This window comes from Kamptonema sp. UHCC 0994 (assembly GCF_029167235.1).
Taxonomy (GTDB): Bacteria; Cyanobacteriota; Cyanobacteriia; order Cyanobacteriales; family Microcoleaceae; genus Kamptonema.
Window position 1 is genome coordinate 1 of record NZ_JARFTR010000302.1, and the last position, 17,349, is coordinate 17,349.

Genomic DNA, 17,349 nt, shown 5'->3' on the forward strand with positions numbered 1-17,349 from the left:
ATCTATACGTAACGCCGCCTTCTAGGCGGTTAGAATACCGCCTAGAAGGCGGCGTTACGTAAGTTTTAACCGCCTTGGCGGTTGCTATATTTTAGATTTATGTTTATTCACAAACTCTTAGTAATTCTTTACGTAAAAGAGACTATATTTCCTTGACACGCCCCGTGAGAGAGATGTTAGATTAGTTGCGTTCGTTACCCAACCTAACTCATTTTTCAGTTGTCCTCCCTATCTCTTACCCAATAACTTACCACATCAGGATTGATAGCTAACCTTGAGAGGTAAAAGCGTATAAACCTGGCTTACTTACTGTGCTTTGATAGCCTTTTGAGCTATAAATATATTTTAGCATAAGGGTCTTCTATTTACATTCGCTTCAACAATTCTGACAACCATACTTTTGTAAGGAGTAAAGCAATGTCTTTTTGGACTCAAGAAATCATTGAAACGCTATATCGTCTTTTAAGTTTTTTAGCAAATGTGCCTTTGGCTAAGAGATTAATTATCTCTGGTAAATATGAATATGATTATACAGTTCTAGCTCCTCTAGCTATGACAAGTGTACTACCTAGTATAATATCATATCTACCTCAACTACCTACAGCAGATGAACTTCCCAAGCAAAAATGGCTGAGTTTAGTTCTAAGTACACTAGCATTAGGTGTTTTTGCTGAAATAAAAAAATCTACTGCTTCGATCGATAACTCGGTTTCAAATGAAAATGAAATTGATTCAAACAAAATTGATTCATTAAAGTCGATTGATGAAGAAATTAAAGCAGCTAAGGGACAAGAAGATTTAACTAATGCAGTTTTGAAGTTGAAATCAGTGTTAGGTTTAGGAATTACTGAGCAACCAAGACAATTATTTCCTGATGCTGATAACGAGATCAAAGTAGGAAGCAATATCAGTAAAATTCAGGATAGATTTGATACTATCGATCGAGAAGTACGGGCTTTTTTAAGCCAACGCTTACAACCGAATCTACCAGAACCTCCAACTTTTTTAAAGCCTGATGAACTCGATTTAAAGGCTGACGAAGTTGAGGAAGTTGACAAAGAATTATACAGACATCTTCAGGAAATTGCCAGATTTTTAGGGCAAAAATTAGAGAAAAATCAACCCAAATTTTCAGAGCAAGCTGAAACTACTACTTCTACTCCTAGCCCTACTTTAGAGGATTACGAACAGTTAACTGAGCCTTTAAAAATCAAGCCAGAAACTTTAAGTAACTTCCAACAAGATCGAGTTTTTGCTTATATGCAAGTAGCTGGGCCAAACCCAGTCATGCTCAACCAAATAGAAAAACTTGATTCTCGCCTGTTAATTACCAACGAACAATACCAAAATATTGTATCTCAGGATTCTCTAGACGCAGCACTAGGAGAAGGGCGACTTTATCTAGCAGACTATTCTAAGCTAGGGGCACTAATCAATGGTAGTTATGGTGGACTTCAAAAGTATATGTATGCTCCAGTAGCTTTATTTGCAGTACCACCAGATGATTATTCAGATCGGAATTTGCTACCGATAGCGATTTATTGTCAACAGACTTCAGCGGAGCAAAACTCTATATTTACACCTCTCGACGGAGATAATTGGATAACAGCTAAAACCATCTTACAAATGGCTGATAGTAATTATCATGAATTAATCTCTCACTTAGCTCAAACTCACTTATTTATTGAGCCTTTTGTGCTGGCGACTAATCGCTGCTTTACGGATAAAAATCATCCTGTCAGGGTTTTGTTGAAACCTCATCTTGAAGGTACAATCTTGATTAATTATGGCGCACATAAATACTTATTAGCGCCAGGAGGCTCCATAGACTCGCTATTAGGTGCTACTATTGGTAGTGACTGTCAGCTATCTATTAAAGAAGCCCAAAGCCACTTAGCTAACTTTAATCAAGTTGCCTTCCCCCGGACTTTAGAAAAACGCGGCGTTAACAATTCTAAACAACTACCAATTTATCCTTACCGAGATGATGGTCAACGGATTTGGGATGCTATTTTTCAGTGGGTTAAGGACTATTTAGGTCTTTTCTATGCTAGCGATACATCTGTAGAGAGCGATGCACAACTACAGAATTGGGCAGGTGAGTTATTTTCTAAAGGATACTGTCATATTGGTGAAGAAGGTGACGGTCGAATTAAAACTTTAGATTATCTAGTTGAGGCCATATCTACGATTATTTTTACAGCTAGCGCTCAACACGCTGCTGTTAACTTTCCTCAAAGTGGCATGATGACTTATGTGCCGGCATTTCCTTTAGGTTGCTATTCTCCAGCACTGACAAACCCGCAACAGCAGCAAAACTTTATGAGTTTACTACCGCAATTACAGAGGGCTGAATTGCAAGTACAAGTCCTTTATTTACTTGGCTCAGTTTACTATACACAACTAGGGGATTATTCTGGCTCATCTTTTCAGAATCCACAAGTGAAAATAGCTTTGGACAAATTCAATGTAAATCTAGCAGAAATCAAGAATATAATTCTGAATGAGGATAGTCAAAGGCTTGTATCTTACAGATATTTGCTACCCTCAAATATTCCTCAAAGCATAAATATTTAATAAGTACAGAAAGGACTTATCTATGGCTTATGTAACGCCGCCTTCTAGGCGGTTAGAATACCGCCTAGAAGGCGGCGTTACTGCGATCTTCCGTAAGTTCTGTACTTATTAATTCACAACTCAAAAGTTAAAATCCCATTGCCCCAGCTACAGCCTCTAAAGTTGGCTCAATTCCCTTCTTAAAGTGGTTTTTGCTGTAAGTAATTGCCGTATCAGGATCTTTAAGTCCATTTCCAGTTAGTACGCAAACTACAGTTGCCTCACTAGGAACGCGATCTTTTACCTTTAGTAAACCAGCTACGGATGCTGCACTTGCAGGTTCGCAGAAAATACCTTCCAAAGATGCTAATAAATTATATGCTTCCAAAATTTCTGTGTCAGTTACAGAGTTAAAACTGCCGCGACTGGCTTCTTGGGCAGCGATCGCTTGTTTCCAGCTAGCAGGATGCCCGATCCGAATTGCCGTTGCGATCGTTTCAGGATGATCTACAGGCTGGCCAGTCACCAGCGGTGCAGCCCCAGCGGCTTGAAATCCCATCATCCGAGGGAGGCGATCGCAATTTCCCAACTGGTGGTATTGACAAAAACCCATCCAGTAGGCAGTAATATTGCCCGCATTGCCCACCGGAATACATAGCCAGTCAGGGGCATTCCCCAAAGCATCCACAACCTCAAAAGCCGCAGTTTTCTGACCTTCCAAGCGATAAGGATTTACCGAATTTACCAAAGTCACCGGATAGTGTGCCGCGATATCCCGGACAATTTCCAGCGCCTTGTCAAAATTACCCTTAATAGATAAAACTTCTGCCCCATAAAGCAAAGCTTGGGCCAACTTACCCAAGGCTACATAACCTTCTGGGATCAGCACAAACGCTGCCATCCCGCCCCTACAAGCATAGGCTGCGGCCGAGGCCGAAGTATTACCCGTGCTGGCACAAATCACCGCCTTCGCGCCTTCCTCCTTTGCCTTAGAAATCGCCATCGTCATCCCTCGGTCTTTAAAACTACCCGTAGGGTTGAGGCCGTCGTATTTAACTAAGACTTGTACGCCTCGGCCAATGAGTTCAGCGATCGCTGGAACTGGAATCAGGGGAGTATTACCCTCATGTAGCGTCACCGTCGGGGTGTTTTCCGTCACCGGCAGATAGGGGCGATAAGCTTCTATGAGACCACGCCAAGCAGAGGGTCTGGGTTTCGCGTCCGGGGTAGGAGAATAAGTAGTAGAAAGAATAGATGTCACGATTTCAACAATTTTTAGGCTGAGCCTTGGATTTACATAAATTTTAACTCGATCGGTTAATTTGATGTTTAATGCAAGGAGTTGCAGGTTAAAATATCTTAACGGTGTGAGTAAGTACAAATGACTAGCCAACTACTAATGTCAAATCGTTCAGCAACTATTTCTCGGAGCCAAACCACAGGTAGTAACCCTCAAATGGTTACTACACAGGCTTTATCGACGAATCCTGTCCATAATGAAACCTCAATGAAATCCATTTACCAAGCCGATCAGCAAGTCAAGTTTCTGCACCTGCAAGCGGAAGTAGAAACCCTGCTGTTAGAACTCCAGACCCTTAAACAGCATCGCTTATCGGCATTGACTCAAGATCCTAGCAGCCGAATTGATACTGCCAACGACAGCAACTAACATTAAAAAACTTGTCTTAAGTGTTCCGACACTGTGGTATAAAAAGTAAAGTTTTGCTAAGCGCAGTTTTGATTTTAACCAAAAGCGCTAGCAATTTACCAACGCGGCGCACTTCCTAGCCTTTGCTAAAACGCCATGCCGATCGCAACGTCTGTCTGCTGCGGAATTATAGCTGGCTAAATTTTGCTCTTGTTAAATTTGTGACAAACTTCTACTGACATACGGAGAAACGAAATCGATTTATGACAGCATCGATCGCAAAACCTCTGAATTTGGCACCTACTGCCGCCGCAACAGACTTGCGCCTCAAAGATATTCTCAAAACTCTGCCCCGCGAAGTTTTCGCCAAAAACCCGCGCAAAGCTTGGACAAAGGTAGCAATTAATGTTGCCCTTGTTGGTTTGGGTTATTGGCTTTTAGCAGTATTGCCTTGGTATTTATTGCCTTTGGCGTGGATTTTTACCGGCACAGCGTTGACCGGTTTTTTTGTGATTGGCCACGACTGCGGCCATCGGTCATTTGCTAAGCGTCGCTGGGTAAATGATTTAGTTGGTCATTTAGCATTTTTGCCTTTAATTTATCCATTTCATGCTTGGCGGTTATTACACAATCACCACCATAAACATACAAATAAAGTAGGTGAAGATAATGCTTGGCATCCTTGGCCTCAAGAAGAATATGCAAAAGCTGGAAAACCTTTGCAATTCTTTTATCGGCTAATCATGGGGCCAATGTGGTGGATTGGGTCAATTCCTCACTGGGCAAAATTGCATTTTGATTGGTCACAGTTTCAGGGGAAACAGCGCGAACAGGTGCGGTTTTCAGTTTTATTTGTGTTGATTAGTGGTGCGATTGGATTGCCGATTTTGATTGCCACAACTGGTATTTGGGGAGTTGTCAAATTTTGGCTTGTACCCTGGCTGGTTTACCATTTCTGGATGAGCACATTTACGATTGTACATCACACTACGCCTAAGATTGCTTTCACTCCGGCCTCAGAATGGAATGAAGCTTTAGCGCAATTATCGGGAACTGTACATTGCGATTATCCTGGTTGGGTTGAGTTTTTGTGCCACGATATTAATGTTCATGTTCCTCATCACCTTTCAACGGCTATTCCCTGGTATAACTTGCGGTTAGCTCACAGTAGTTTAAAGGAAAATTGGGGAGAATATTTGGAAGAGAGTAAGTTTTCTTGGTCTTTGATGAAGGAGATCACTGAGAATTGTCATTTGTACGATCCTGTGACAAATTATCGGACGTTTAATGATTTTCACGCTCAAAATAAGTAGTTTTGATGTGTGGTAAATAATTTCCGAAACCCGGTTTCATTAAGAAGCCGGGTTTTTGATTGTGTGAGCAAAAATATCCCGGCGATTGAAATCGCGGCTACACGAACAAAGTCCGCCTACGCGGACTAATTCAGCGTAACAATTTGTGAAGCAATTGCTGGGAACTACCAGTTCGACATTTATGCTGATTCTATCTATGTCATGGTTGGTATGAATCCTCCAACTGCTTCGGCACTCTCAAATTTATTTGCATCTATCACCCCCCACAGTAGTGAAGAGGAGGTAGAGAAAAATGTTATAGTCCCGCTTTTAGGTATTCTAGGTTATAGTCAGGAAGATTGGCAGGCTCAAAATGCAATAGGTAAAGTTCGGCTGGACTTCCAAGTTCACCCGATAAATGCAGCTACGCCTTATCCGCCGTATTTAGTGATTGAAGCCAAGGCTCCCAGTAAAAAGATTGTCTACAATACTTGGCAAATTAATGGATATATGCGAAAGTCTGGAGCAATTTTGGGGGTATTAACTAATGGCTATCAATTTAACTTGCTCTATAACTATAATGGTCATGTTGTAACAATTATAGAATATTCTCAAGAGGAGGTTGTTACAAAATTTAATTTATTTAAACGCTTGCTTTGTAAAGAGACTTGTTTAAAAGTTAGTCAAGGTTTTTATAAGAATCAACGGCGAATACACCTTGATTTAGCTAATCAGTTATCTAAAGCTTTTGGTAATGAAGAAATGTTGGGATTATTTAAGAAAAAACAGAACAACATTGAGATCGAAGAACTGCCAGTAAAGGAAAAAAAAGAGGAAAAATCGATGATTATTACAGTTTTTAATAACAAAGGTGGCGTAGGGAAAAGTACACTGACCATTAACCTAGGTGCAGAACTTAGCAAAATGGGTAAACGAGTATTGTTGATAGATGTTGATGCTCAAGCTAATTTAACAATAGGATTGGGTATCGATCCTTTAACTGATGTAGAAAACCAGGGGAAAAAAGATATTACCCATTTATTAACTGAACCTAGAGTCAAGTTAGAAGATACTATTATTAAAAAGAGATGGGGCGATATAAAGTTAGATATTGTTCCCTCTCATATTCGTTTAAGTAAGATGGAAAATGTACTAAATACCACTGTGGGGATAGATCAAGCTTTGGAAAAAAAGCTCAAAAACCATGATTATGACTTTGTATTAATCGATCCACCTCCCTCTTTTGGTAGAATTATTGGGGTATCGTTAATGGCATCATCAGGAGTTCTTATTCCTACTCAGCTATCAGCTTACCCGATTAGAGCGTTAGAGTATGTTTTAGAAAGAGTCAAGGAAATAGAAGAGTTAAAGCCAATACAAGTTTTGGGAATAGCAGTCAGTATGTACGATCAGAGATCGTCTAGCTTTAATGCGTCTATGACTCAAAAGCTTGTCGAGATCCTAGAAAGAAGTGAAGCAACTAATATACCTTTTTTTCCAGAAAACACATGGATTCCACGACTCAATATTATTTCGATTTGTCAAGACAAAGGTTATCCAATACAACAAGTAGAATATGATGACAAACTAGGATTTCAAGATAAAGAAGCTGCTCAAAAAGCTGTTGAGTGCTATACAGAATTAGCAGAATACTTAATTAAAGTTACTCATGGAGGTTAATAAAATAATGGAAAAACCAGATCGTCGTCAACAAATTAGATCCTACTTAGGTCTTGAACCAATTAGTCATGGACAAATACATACATTTCAAATTGCAGTCCCAGAATCTCAAAAGCATGATATTTCAATTGAAAGATATCAGGCCTTAGCAGATAGCCTTACTAATCACAAAACTAATTTAATACCTTTAATTGTGCGTCAGACAGAAGCATACAGTGAAGAGGAAGAGTATGAAGTTGTTTATGGTTCTGATTGGTGTATTGTCGCTAAAGAAATAAACATTGAGAAGCTTTGGGTTTGGTTTTTTGATATGAATGATGAACAAGCTGCTGCTGCAAAAGCAGAAATGGAACAGCTAGAAAATGTCATGCCACCAGATACAGGATCAACCGACATTGAAAGCTTGCTTGATAAGAAACTCCGACCTGTTACAGCGAAGATTGATCAGGTTTTGCTTAAAAAGCCTGTAGACAATGAGGGTAATTTGCCGGAAGAAATCAGAGACGTTAAGCGCCAAATAGAAGAGTTGAAATCTACAGTTAATGAACTGGCTAATTTAGTTAAAGAAAGGTTATCTGCGCCTAAACCACCTGAACCACCTAAGCCACCTAAGTTAAATTTAAGGATAGTAACCGAAAAAGAAATTAAGGAAGCTTTGAGTAAAGTCAAAGCTACTTCTACTCAAATAAAAGCTGCATGGAATGCTATTCAATACTGGAAAAAAACAGGCAAAAGTTTAACTTGGGAAAATCTTGAGAAATCCACTAAATCTGGTTCAGATAAAGTTACTGGCTTTGCAAAACCGAGTTATGAAAAGTTAAAAGAGATTGCAGATATACCTGATGAGGATGTAACCTAGTCGTCAGTATTTTGAAGAGCGATCGCACTCTCCCCATCCCCAACTCAACGACATGACTCCGCTGACGATATCCAGTTGATCGCGACTTGACTGTAAAATCTTCACCACAGCCAAATCACGATCGCGCGATCGCCACCCCGCTAGCAGTACCATCAATTCAAGACACCTGTTCAAAATCAACAAAAGTAAAGATGAGTAAAGCAACGTATACCTGTGTCACTTCCGCAGTTAAACTCATCACAAAAGACAAAAGGGGACTTCTAATAAGATGGATCGATCAGACACTCCCAGCCGAATTATTGAATATTTGCGGATCAAACCAATTAGTCACAGTCAGATTTACACTTTCCAAATAGCTATTCCAGAATCTCAACAAGAGGAAATTCCTCAAGAGCGGCGCGAAGCTCTCAGGATAAGCTTGATTGAGCAAGGTAGCAACTTGATACCGCTGATTATTCGTCGCACTGAAGCCTACAGCAACGAAGAAGAATATGAAGTTGTCTGCGGTGCAGATTGGTGTATCGTTGCAAAAGAACTTGGCATAGAGCACTTGTGGGCATGGGTTTTTGAGATGACTGACGAGGAAGCCACAATCGCTAAAACCCAGATGGAACAATTAGTTGCAGCTCCTGCTGAGGGAAGAATACAGATTAAGAGTTTGTTGCAACAACTTGAGGTATCATTTCAGGAGAAGGTAGAAAATCTTACTAAGAAGATAGAACAATCTGTTAAGAAAAATGAAGACTTGCTTAAAAAGCAAGTTAAGGCTCTGACAGAGCGAAATCCTGAAAATGACGAAATAGAACAGATTAAAAATCTGCTGGCAAAGATTGAAAAAACATTTCACGAAAAGGTAGATAACTTGGCTAAAAAAATTGAACAACCTGGCAATACTTCATCTTTCTCTATTGCTTCTGAAGTGAATCAGGAAGATGCAATTGGACAGTTGGAAGAACTAGAAAAACTAATTGAGCGTAAGCTTGAGGGAACTGTTCGAGAAATTAATCAGTATGTTTCAGAATCAATTAAGGGTGTTAAAAATGACATAAAAAATCAAATAGAAGCGATTCTTCACCAACTTCAAATAACTACAAAGCTAGCCTTAAAACCCAAGTCTGAGCCGGAGACAGAGCCAGAGTTAAAACCAAAAGCTAGGTCAAGATCGCAGTCCAAATCTGAGCCAAAAACACAGCCAAAATCTCAGTCAAAGACACCGCCACAGCTACCACAGGATGACTACGAATCTCTTTCGCTAAGGAAGCTCAAGGCTATCGGCAAAGAGCTAAAACTGCGGGGCTACGCACGCATGAAAAGACCAGAAATCCTGGCAGCTCTGCAAAAAGAAGAAGGAAAATAAATTTGTTAACATTTAACAGTTAACAGTTAACAGTTAGCGGTTAACAGTTAACAGTTAGCAGTTAACAGGTAATTAAAATGAGTAATCCTATTTATTCCGGCATCATTCTCAGCAACCGCTACCGCATTGTACGCGAATTGGGACACGGCGGCTTTGGACGCACCTATTTGTCTGAAGATACCTACAGATTTAATGAACTCTGCGTTTTAAAAGAATTTGCCCCTCAAGTCCAAGGTAGTTACGCTTTGGAAAAATCTCAGGAACTCTTCGAGCGGGAAGCAGGGGTTCTCTACAAGCTAGAACACCCTCAAATCCCCCGATTTCGAGAGCTATTCCGCGTCACGCTTCATAATCAGGGATACATATTTTTAGTGCAAGACTATGTGGAAGGACAAAATTACCGCACTCTACTAAGCGATCGCCAGCGTCAGGGGTTGCGGTTTAGTGAGGCGGAATGCACGTCATTGCTGCTCAAACTCCTGCCAGTGATCGATTATATCCACTCTCTAGGGGTGATTCACCGCGACATTTCCCCGGATAATCTGATCCTGCGGATTGCTGACGGTTTACCCGTCCTGATTGACTTTGGTGGCGTTAAGCAAGTGGCCGCAACTGTAGAGTCTCAATACGGCCAACAACATGGTGCTGCGATCGCAGCCACCCGACTAGGTAAAGTCGGTTATGCTCCCGACGAACAGATGCAAATGGGAATTGTATTTCCTCACAGCGATTTATACGCTCTAGCGGCGACAATTTTGGTGTTACTAACTGGTAAGGAACCACAACAACTGATCGATGGCTACACCCTTACCTGGAACTGGCGGCGGGAATGTTCCCTGTCACCAACTTTGGGAGCAGTTTTAGATCGGATGCTAGCTCAGCGTCCAAGCGATCGCTACCAGAGAGCCGGTGACGTACTTCAAGCTCTCAACGGTGGTGGCCCCATACCCTCTCCTCAACCTTATTTACCCGCTACTCAGCCACCGCCAGAACTCTCCGCGATCGCGCAACCAGTTTCATCGCCGTCTCCTTCTCCCGTTCCTCTAACTCCTCGCAAGTCCTCTCCCTTGCTAGCAGCGATCCTAGTATTGCTGGTGATGGCGGGAATGGGTGTAGTTGGTTGGTTTGCAGGTAATTACTGGTTAAAATACTCTGCTCGTCCAGAGAAAATAACCCAAGAAACCGGATCGGAGCAGAACCGGCAAGATGCTTTGCGCGATCGCCTGCAAAAAATGAGCATAGACGGCAACTTTTTTGTCACCTTTGTAGATGAGATTTTTTATGCTCAATATCCCGAATTAGGAGGAAAGCCATTGAGCAAAGACGCAGCCGATCGAGTCTGGCGCGAACGCTGGTATCAGAGCGCTGACAATTTGCTAAATAAATTAGAAAGCATCAGCGCAGAATCTCGCAAAAGATTAGGAAATTATGATACTTCAGATATCAACCGCTGGAAAGTTGAAGTTAATAAATTAAATTTGAGCAGCCGCGCTCTCTACGATCTTGCTGATGGTCAGTTCTTTTATTTATTTCCCGAACAGCCACGCAATCGCAACTTAATCGATCTGCCTATTGGTCAGATTTGGCAGGCAATTACTACAGATAAACTCAAAGCCTTGCAAAATGGAACTCAGCTAGAGGAAATTAAATTTGCCTCCAACTCTTCTGGTGAAAAAGTTAGCAATACTCTAAAACCTGGACAAGGAAAAGCTTACATTGCTCGATTTAAAAGAGGTCAAACTTTGCGGATGAATTTGGAAGCCACCCCTCAATCAACTCTGTTATCAATTTATACTCCCGGTAATCGGCAAAAGTCGCGAGCTTTATTAGAAGATTCTCAAGAAGTAAGTTTTTCCGAGCGCCTAGACGATTATGGTTACTACGAATTTGTAGTTGTTTCTCAGGCTCGTGAGTCCATTTCTTATGAGTTAAATTTGGTTACAAAATAAGCCGTTAACCGTTAACTGTTAACCGTTAACTGTTAACTGTTAACTAATTACTTTCTGCTCTTATTGGCAAAATAATACCAAATTCCACTCCCCGATCCGTCTCTGAAACTACCTCTATTTTACCACAATGCTTAGCAATAATTTGGTAAGCAATTGCTAAACCTAAACCCGTACCTTTACCCGGTGGCTTCGTCGTGAAAAATGGGTCAAACAATTTACCTTGAATTTCCGAGGGAATCCCAGGGCCATTATTCCAAATTCCCACCCGAATATTATTGTTATCTATCTTTTCCGTCCGAATAATAATAGTAGGCGAAAAGCTAGATTTGACTGGAAATAAATCAGCTTCCTCTGTTTTTTCAGCAAGCTTACTTTCAAATTCTTCTAGCACGTCAATTGCATTAGTGAGAATATTAATAAACACCTGATTCAGTTGCGCTGGATAGCAATGAATTTCGGGTAAATCCCCATAGTTATTAATCGCTTCAATTCTTGAATTTAGCCGATAATTGAGAATTAATAGCGTACTGTCAATACCTTCGTGGATATTAACCCGTTTCATCTCAGCTTCATCAAGGCGAGAAAAATTTCGCAAAGATACAACTATCTGCCGAATGCGCTCAGCACCATTCTGCATAGAAGCTAAAACTTTGGGCAAATCAATTAGCAAAAATTCAAGATCAATCGCTTCAATTTTATCGTGAATAGTTGCAGTAGGCTCTGGATAATCTTTCTCGTATAGTACCACTAATTCCATCAATTCCTTGACGTAGCGATTAGTATAATTAAGGTTGCCATAGATGAAGTTCACTGGGTTATTAATTTCGTGAGCAACCCCTGCGACCATACTCCCTAAAGATGACATCTTTTCTGTCTGGATTAGTTGGGATTGAGTTTCTTTCAATTCATTGATCTGTGTTGCTATTCTTTCAATCAGTTGATTGAGTGCAGTTGCCAATAAACCAACTTCATCTTCAGTGAGTACAGGCGCACGTAAGTTATAATTAGATTGCTCGGATGCACGTTGAGCTACCTGAGTCACCCATTTGATAGGAAGAGCAATTGCACGGCTAGTATAATATGCTAAAATTACAGCAAAAGCAGCAGAAAGCATCATGCTGGCAAATGTAATTTGAATCCGCAGTGACTCAGCTTTATTAAAGGTAAGTTTAGCTTGTACTTCTTGGATTTTAGCTTTTGCAATGACTTTGGTTAGTTCTTCGTAGAGTTGTTCAAATCTAATAGATCCTACGCCATTTATAGAAACACGGAGTCTTTTCTGGGTTAGCTCCACTTCTTGTGGCGACAATTGTTGCGGATTGATTGTCTCCAAGAGAGAATTTACTAACTCGACATAAGATGCTAAAGTTATTTCATAAGTTTTCAATAAAGCTTTAATCTCGGCACCATCTCGACCGTAATTTTTAACCTCCCTCTCGACTAAATCTTGTAACTCAGACAGCAGTTTATTCCCCCGTAAAACACTTTCATAAAAATTATCAGCTTCCGATTTAATCCAAACTGAATTCCCCAACATAGGTACTAGCCGTTCCGAATGGGATCTCGCTATTAGCACTTCATTTTGCAGTTCGCTTAGGAGAGCTTGTTGCTGGTGCGTGCGATCGAGTTTTTCCTTAGCCTGTCGCTGGTAATAGTCTCCTAGCATCAGTCCTGCTCCTGTTCCGAGTACAGCAATTCCGATTGATACCGCATAACCGTAGCCAATTTTTTGGCTTATGCTCAAGCTACTGAGGAATTGTGGGATTCGTTTTAAGAAATGCACTGAGTAATGCCTCTTGATTGACATCTGCGACTGTTTTGCTGCTAAACTGGTTTCTACCTTCTCAGTTGGGTAAGGCTTTTGAAGCTGCATAAGAAGAGATTAACTCCACTAAAAATATTTGCCTTCCACAGATGGTAGCCACAGGCTAGTAATGGCTCATCCTGTTACTTGGCTAGTTTAAATATTGTGCTCTTCTCAAATGCAGAGATGGCTCTATCTTAAGTTAAATATTTTGGCTCTCTAGGTACGTGCGCCTTTACGTCATTTATTGATTTATTATTAAGAACTACTATTATACAATAGTTTATAATATAATTCAACCGATTTTTAGCCCTTCTGCCTTCATTGAAGCGATCGCCATCGCAATTATCGATCGTTACAGCCACAATTAGCTCATATTCTGGCTCTGCATTTTATTTTTTTGAATAATTTTAAAATTTGTGAAATCTTCCGGGAACGGGAGGGTGATTGTGCTAAGCCCAGGCTAGGTAAAATCGGCTTCACCACGGGTGAAAATAATGCACTCTTTAAAAGAAGAATTTCATGATTTATTTGAAAACACTAAGAATTTAGGTTCGGGAATATTAGAATTAATTGATTGGTTAAAAAAAGCAGAACCTTACTATAAAAAGAGTGCAAACACTATTAAAACGTGGTTTTCAGAGATAGTAGGATATTTTGAACAAAGAACAAACAATGGAATAGTTGAGGGAATTAATAATAAATTAAAGCTGCTAAAATGCAGTGAATTTGAGTTTAGAAATTTTAAAAATTTTGAAATGCGAGCTTTGCTTTTTTGGCATTTTCCTAGCATATTTAGCATACTAAATACGGAAGAACCGCATTAAAGATAGACGCGGCAGATCGTCCGTGCCTATATTAAAAATTTCATCCAGATTTCATTTCTGAATGCAAACATTTAGTTAAGGAGCAAAAGTTGTGAATTAATAAGGTAAAAAAATGAACAAAAAATTAATGATTTACAGTTTTGCTGGTTTACTGGCAGCCAGTGCGATCGCAGCCATCTCAGTAACCAATACTAAAGCCCAAAATCAAGGCTCTCAGATGCCAAATATGCAGCACGGAGACTCTTCAATGGGTGAAATGCAGCACGAAAAATCCTCGATGGAGGGAATGCAGCATGGGAAAAGTTCAGAAAATACCCATGAGGGACATTCGACAGAGGTTCAGACAATAACCACTCAGGCAAAACTCACTGCTTCAAGAGATATTGCCCTAAAAATACCAGTTAAGTTGTTGATTGATGTTCAAGATTCAACGGGTAAATCAATTACAAATTTTGAGACTTTCCAAGAAAAGCTGATGCACTTGATTATTGTCAGCGACAACCTTCAGTTTTTCAGTCATCTTCATCCCAACTATAAAGAAAATGGTCGCTTTGAAGTCGAGGCAAATTTTCCTTACCCTGGAAATTACACTCTCTTAAGTGATTATAAACCAGCGGGGCAAAAAGAACAAGTTTCAGTAATGAAAAAACAAGTTCCTGGAAATAGTCCGGCAGCCCCTAAACTTGATTTTAACCATGCTAAGACATTTGAGGATACTAAAGTTAATCTCGCCTTCTCTCAACCCAAGCTCAAAGCAGGTGAAGAAGTTAGTATAATGTTTGACTTGCAACATAAGTCTAACAATCAACCCATTACAGATTTACAGCCTTATTTAGGAGAACGGGGGCATTTGGTTATCCTCAAACAGTCATCTCCATTGACAAGAACAGACTACATTCATGCTCATGCGATGAAAAATTCTCCTGATGGTCAAGTGCAGTTTATGACCAGTTTTCCTCAGCCTGGAAAATACAAGTTGTGGGGTCAGTTCAATCGCAATGGTAAGATTGTGATTGCTGATTTTTGGGTGAATGTTCTTGAGTAGCTAGCATTCAAAATTTATCTATCAAATTATCTAGTTTGTTAGATAGTTTTGACAAAAGTGGTGACATCTGAGTGTTCTTTGTTGGGGCGGCTGGTGTCCTGTTGCTGACATTAGGTGTTGGTGTTATGATCGGGTAAATGGGTCGCGATCGCAATCAAAAACTATGATACAGCCAGTCATTTTAGAAAAATTAGAATAACTCGCTGAGTCTCTTCAGATAGAAGTGCTTCATTACATTGAGTTTTTGATAGAAAAGCAGACCAAAAACTTAAATCACTGATTAATTCTATGAGAGTCCTTCTAGTTGAAGATGAGCCAGATTTAGGGAAAGCTATCAAACGCACCTTAAATCAGGAAAAATATATTGTTGACTGGGCACAAAATGGTAATGAAGCTTGGGAATATCTAGAAAGTCAATGGACGCAATACACCCTCGCTATTTTCGACTGGCTCCTACCGGGATTATCGGGATTAGAATTGTGTCAGCGGCTACGTGCTAAAAATAACCATTTGCCTATCTTAATGTTAACAGCTAAAGACCGGATGGAAGATAAAGTTGCTGGCTTAGATGCAGGAGCAGATGACTATTTAGTAAAGCCTTTTGGCATGGCAGAACTCTTAGCAAGATTGCGGGCATTGCAACGGCGATCGCCTCAATTACAGCCCGAACAACTGACAGTTACAAACCTGACTCTTGACTACGGAACGCGCACGGTTTATCATCTCAATCCAAACAGCGATAAACAGATAATCTCATTAACTAATAAGGAATTTCAACTACTAGAATATTTGATGAGACACCCAAACCAAGTTATCACTAGCGACCAAATTCGGAATCAGATATGGGAGGCAGATGCAGACGCATTTAGTAATGTAGTAGCAGCTCAAATGCGTTTGCTACGGCGCAAACTAGAATCCGTTGGTTGTGCGGCGAATCTAATCGGAACCGTACACGGTGTAGGATATCGCCTGAATCTAGGGCTATGAATCAAAATAAACTATTTAATCAGACTCGGTGGCGATTAGCTCTCTCAATTGCTGGAGTTATGGGCTTGATTTTAAGCTTATTAGAATTTGGCGTTTATAAAGCAATTGCCCATGCTCATTGGGTAGCTTTAGACCGCGAGTTAGAATCTGTAGCAGGAACTTTGCACGACAGCCTAGAACTCAAATTAAAACAGCCTGGACGTTTAGAGCCTATTGTACATGAGCTTTTACCAAATCTCCGCCTAATTGGGGTTAATAATAGTCAAAAAAATTCTGTATATAATCGCCATATTTTAAGCGCAATTAATCAAGGTTATTATTATATGCGTTTATTTGATACTGCCGGGAATTTAATTGCGATCGCAGGCACAGATTTTAACCAATTACCACAAACATTTAGAACCCAAACGTGGCAAACTATAACTGATACTAAAGGTAATATTTATCATCAAATTTCCGTGTCGCTCCATACTCAATCTCAACAAGATTGGGGCTACTTTCAAGTAGGGCGGAGCCTTCAAGACTTCAACAATTATCTTAGTACAGTTAAATGGATTTTACAATTAGGGTTGCCCGCAGCCTTAATCTTGATCGGAGTTGCTAGTTGGTGGTTAGCCGGATTAGCAATGAAACCTATTTACCAATCCTACCAACAAATCCAACAGTTTACAGCCGATGCCGCCCACGAATTGCGAACGCCTTTAGCGGCAACCTTAGCTACAGTAGAATCTGCACTTTTGATGCCTAAATTAGATGAAAAAGAAGCGCGAGAGATGTTGCGAACAGTGGAGCGTCAAAACCAGCGATTGACTCAGTTAGTTGTTGATTTATTGTTGCTAGCTCGCATGGACAGACAATCTGCATCAGTGCGCCACCAGTTATGTTCTATTAATGACATTGTTAGCGACTTAATAGAGGAATTAGCAGTATTAGCAATTGCCGCTAAAGTTGTACTAAAATCTGAAGTGAGAGTGCATCAGACATTGACTGTTGTTGGTGATTCTGACCAACTTTATCGCGTAATTTCTAATTTAATTATTAATGCTATTCAATATACTCCCCCGGAGGGGAAAGTAACTGTTATTTTAGATAAAAGTGACTATTTAGTTATAATTCATGTTCAAGATACAGGTATTGGGATTCCAGCACAAGATCGGAAGCATATTTTTGACCGTTTCTATCGAGTCAATATTTCGCGCGATCGCAACAGTGGCGGATCGGGATTGGGGTTAGCGATCGCACAAGCTATAGCCTTAGCACATCGCGGTAGCCTGAGCGTACAGAGTCAATTGGGTACAGGTAGCACTTTCACCCTACGATTACCATTGCGAGTTAATTTCTAAAT

13 protein-coding genes and 1 pseudogene are annotated in these 17,349 nt (G+C 40.3%); 11 read left to right on the forward strand and 3 right to left on the reverse strand.

Going from position 1 to position 17,349, the window contains the following annotated elements; all coding sequences use genetic code 11:
* The first annotated feature begins 417 nt into the window (after positions 1 to 417).
* Positions 418 to 2,577, forward strand: coding sequence for a lipoxygenase family protein (locus PY364_RS27275; protein WP_275570855.1), 2,160 nt, complete (start codon positions 418 to 420; stop codon positions 2,575 to 2,577).
* Between the two features lie 127 nt (positions 2,578 to 2,704).
* Here PY364_RS27275 and thrC read toward each other — a convergent pair whose 3' ends face one another.
* Positions 2,705 to 3,808: a threonine synthase gene (gene thrC / locus PY364_RS27280; RefSeq protein WP_275570896.1), complete on the reverse strand. Its 1,104-nt coding sequence runs from the start codon at positions 3,806 to 3,808 to the stop codon at positions 2,705 to 2,707.
* A gap of 129 nt (positions 3,809 to 3,937) precedes the next feature.
* Between thrC and PY364_RS27285 the strand changes: the two genes are divergently transcribed.
* The 4 genes from PY364_RS27285 (at position 3,938) to PY364_RS27300 (ending at position 8,035) form a co-directional block, all read left to right on the forward strand.
* Positions 3,938 to 4,225 carry a hypothetical protein gene (locus PY364_RS27285; protein WP_275570856.1) on the forward strand — a complete coding sequence of 96 codons (288 nt, stop codon included), beginning with the start codon at positions 3,938 to 3,940 and terminating at the stop codon, positions 4,223 to 4,225.
* A 242-nt stretch (positions 4,226 to 4,467) separates the two neighbouring features.
* Positions 4,468 to 5,517, forward strand: coding sequence for a fatty acid desaturase (locus PY364_RS27290; RefSeq protein ID WP_275570857.1), 1,050 nt, complete (start codon positions 4,468 to 4,470; stop codon positions 5,515 to 5,517).
* 210 nt (positions 5,518 to 5,727) lie between these two features.
* Positions 5,728 to 7,176 carry an AAA family ATPase gene (locus PY364_RS27295; RefSeq protein ID WP_275570858.1) on the forward strand — a complete coding sequence of 483 codons (1,449 nt, stop codon included), beginning with the start codon at positions 5,728 to 5,730 and terminating at the stop codon, positions 7,174 to 7,176.
* Between the two features lie 7 nt (positions 7,177 to 7,183).
* Positions 7,184 to 8,035 carry a hypothetical protein gene (locus PY364_RS27300; protein ID WP_275570859.1) on the forward strand — a complete coding sequence of 284 codons (852 nt, stop codon included), beginning with the start codon at positions 7,184 to 7,186 and terminating at the stop codon, positions 8,033 to 8,035.
* 3 nt (positions 8,036 to 8,038) lie between these two features.
* On the opposite strand, the gene PY364_RS27305 is transcribed toward PY364_RS27300, so the two are convergent.
* Entirely contained in the window at positions 8,039 to 8,188 is a 150-nt protein-coding gene (locus tag PY364_RS27305) for a hypothetical protein (protein ID WP_275570860.1), read from the reverse strand.
* A gap of 115 nt (positions 8,189 to 8,303) precedes the next feature.
* On the opposite strand from PY364_RS27305, the gene PY364_RS27310 reads away from it, so the two are divergent.
* Both PY364_RS27310 and PY364_RS27315 read left to right on the forward strand, forming a co-directional pair.
* Positions 8,304 to 9,392, forward strand: coding sequence for a Rho termination factor N-terminal domain-containing protein (locus PY364_RS27310; RefSeq protein WP_275570861.1), 1,089 nt, complete (start codon positions 8,304 to 8,306; stop codon positions 9,390 to 9,392).
* 77 nt (positions 9,393 to 9,469) lie between these two features.
* Positions 9,470 to 11,341, forward strand: coding sequence for a serine/threonine-protein kinase (locus tag PY364_RS27315; RefSeq protein WP_275570862.1), 1,872 nt, complete (start codon positions 9,470 to 9,472; stop codon positions 11,339 to 11,341).
* Between the two features lie 43 nt (positions 11,342 to 11,384).
* On the opposite strand, the gene PY364_RS27320 is transcribed toward PY364_RS27315, so the two are convergent.
* Positions 11,385 to 13,214, reverse strand: a complete 1,830-nt coding sequence (locus PY364_RS27320) for an ATP-binding protein (protein WP_275570863.1) — start codon at positions 13,212 to 13,214, stop codon at positions 11,385 to 11,387.
* 416 nt (positions 13,215 to 13,630) lie between these two features.
* Between PY364_RS27320 and PY364_RS27325 the strand changes: the two are divergent.
* The 4 genes and pseudogenes from PY364_RS27325 to rppB all read left to right on the forward strand — a co-directional run.
* A pseudogene (locus PY364_RS27325) lies at positions 13,631 to 13,972 on the forward strand (transposase); the annotation flags it as partial.
* A gap of 112 nt (positions 13,973 to 14,084) precedes the next feature.
* A complete protein-coding gene (locus PY364_RS27330) occupies positions 14,085 to 15,017 on the forward strand; it encodes a hypothetical protein (RefSeq protein ID WP_275570865.1) in 933 nt (310 codons plus the stop codon).
* Positions 15,018 to 15,305: 288 nt separating this feature from the next.
* On the forward strand, positions 15,306 to 16,004 hold the full coding sequence (gene rppA / locus PY364_RS27335; protein ID WP_275570866.1) for a two-component system response regulator RppA: 699 nt from the start codon (positions 15,306 to 15,308) through the stop codon (positions 16,002 to 16,004).
* On the forward strand, positions 16,001 to 17,347 hold the full coding sequence (gene rppB / locus PY364_RS27340) for a two-component system sensor histidine kinase RppB (protein ID WP_275570867.1): 1,347 nt from the start codon (positions 16,001 to 16,003) through the stop codon (positions 17,345 to 17,347). Before rppA ends, rppB begins: the two co-directional genes overlap by 4 nt.
* Positions 17,348 to 17,349 lie beyond the last annotated feature (2 nt).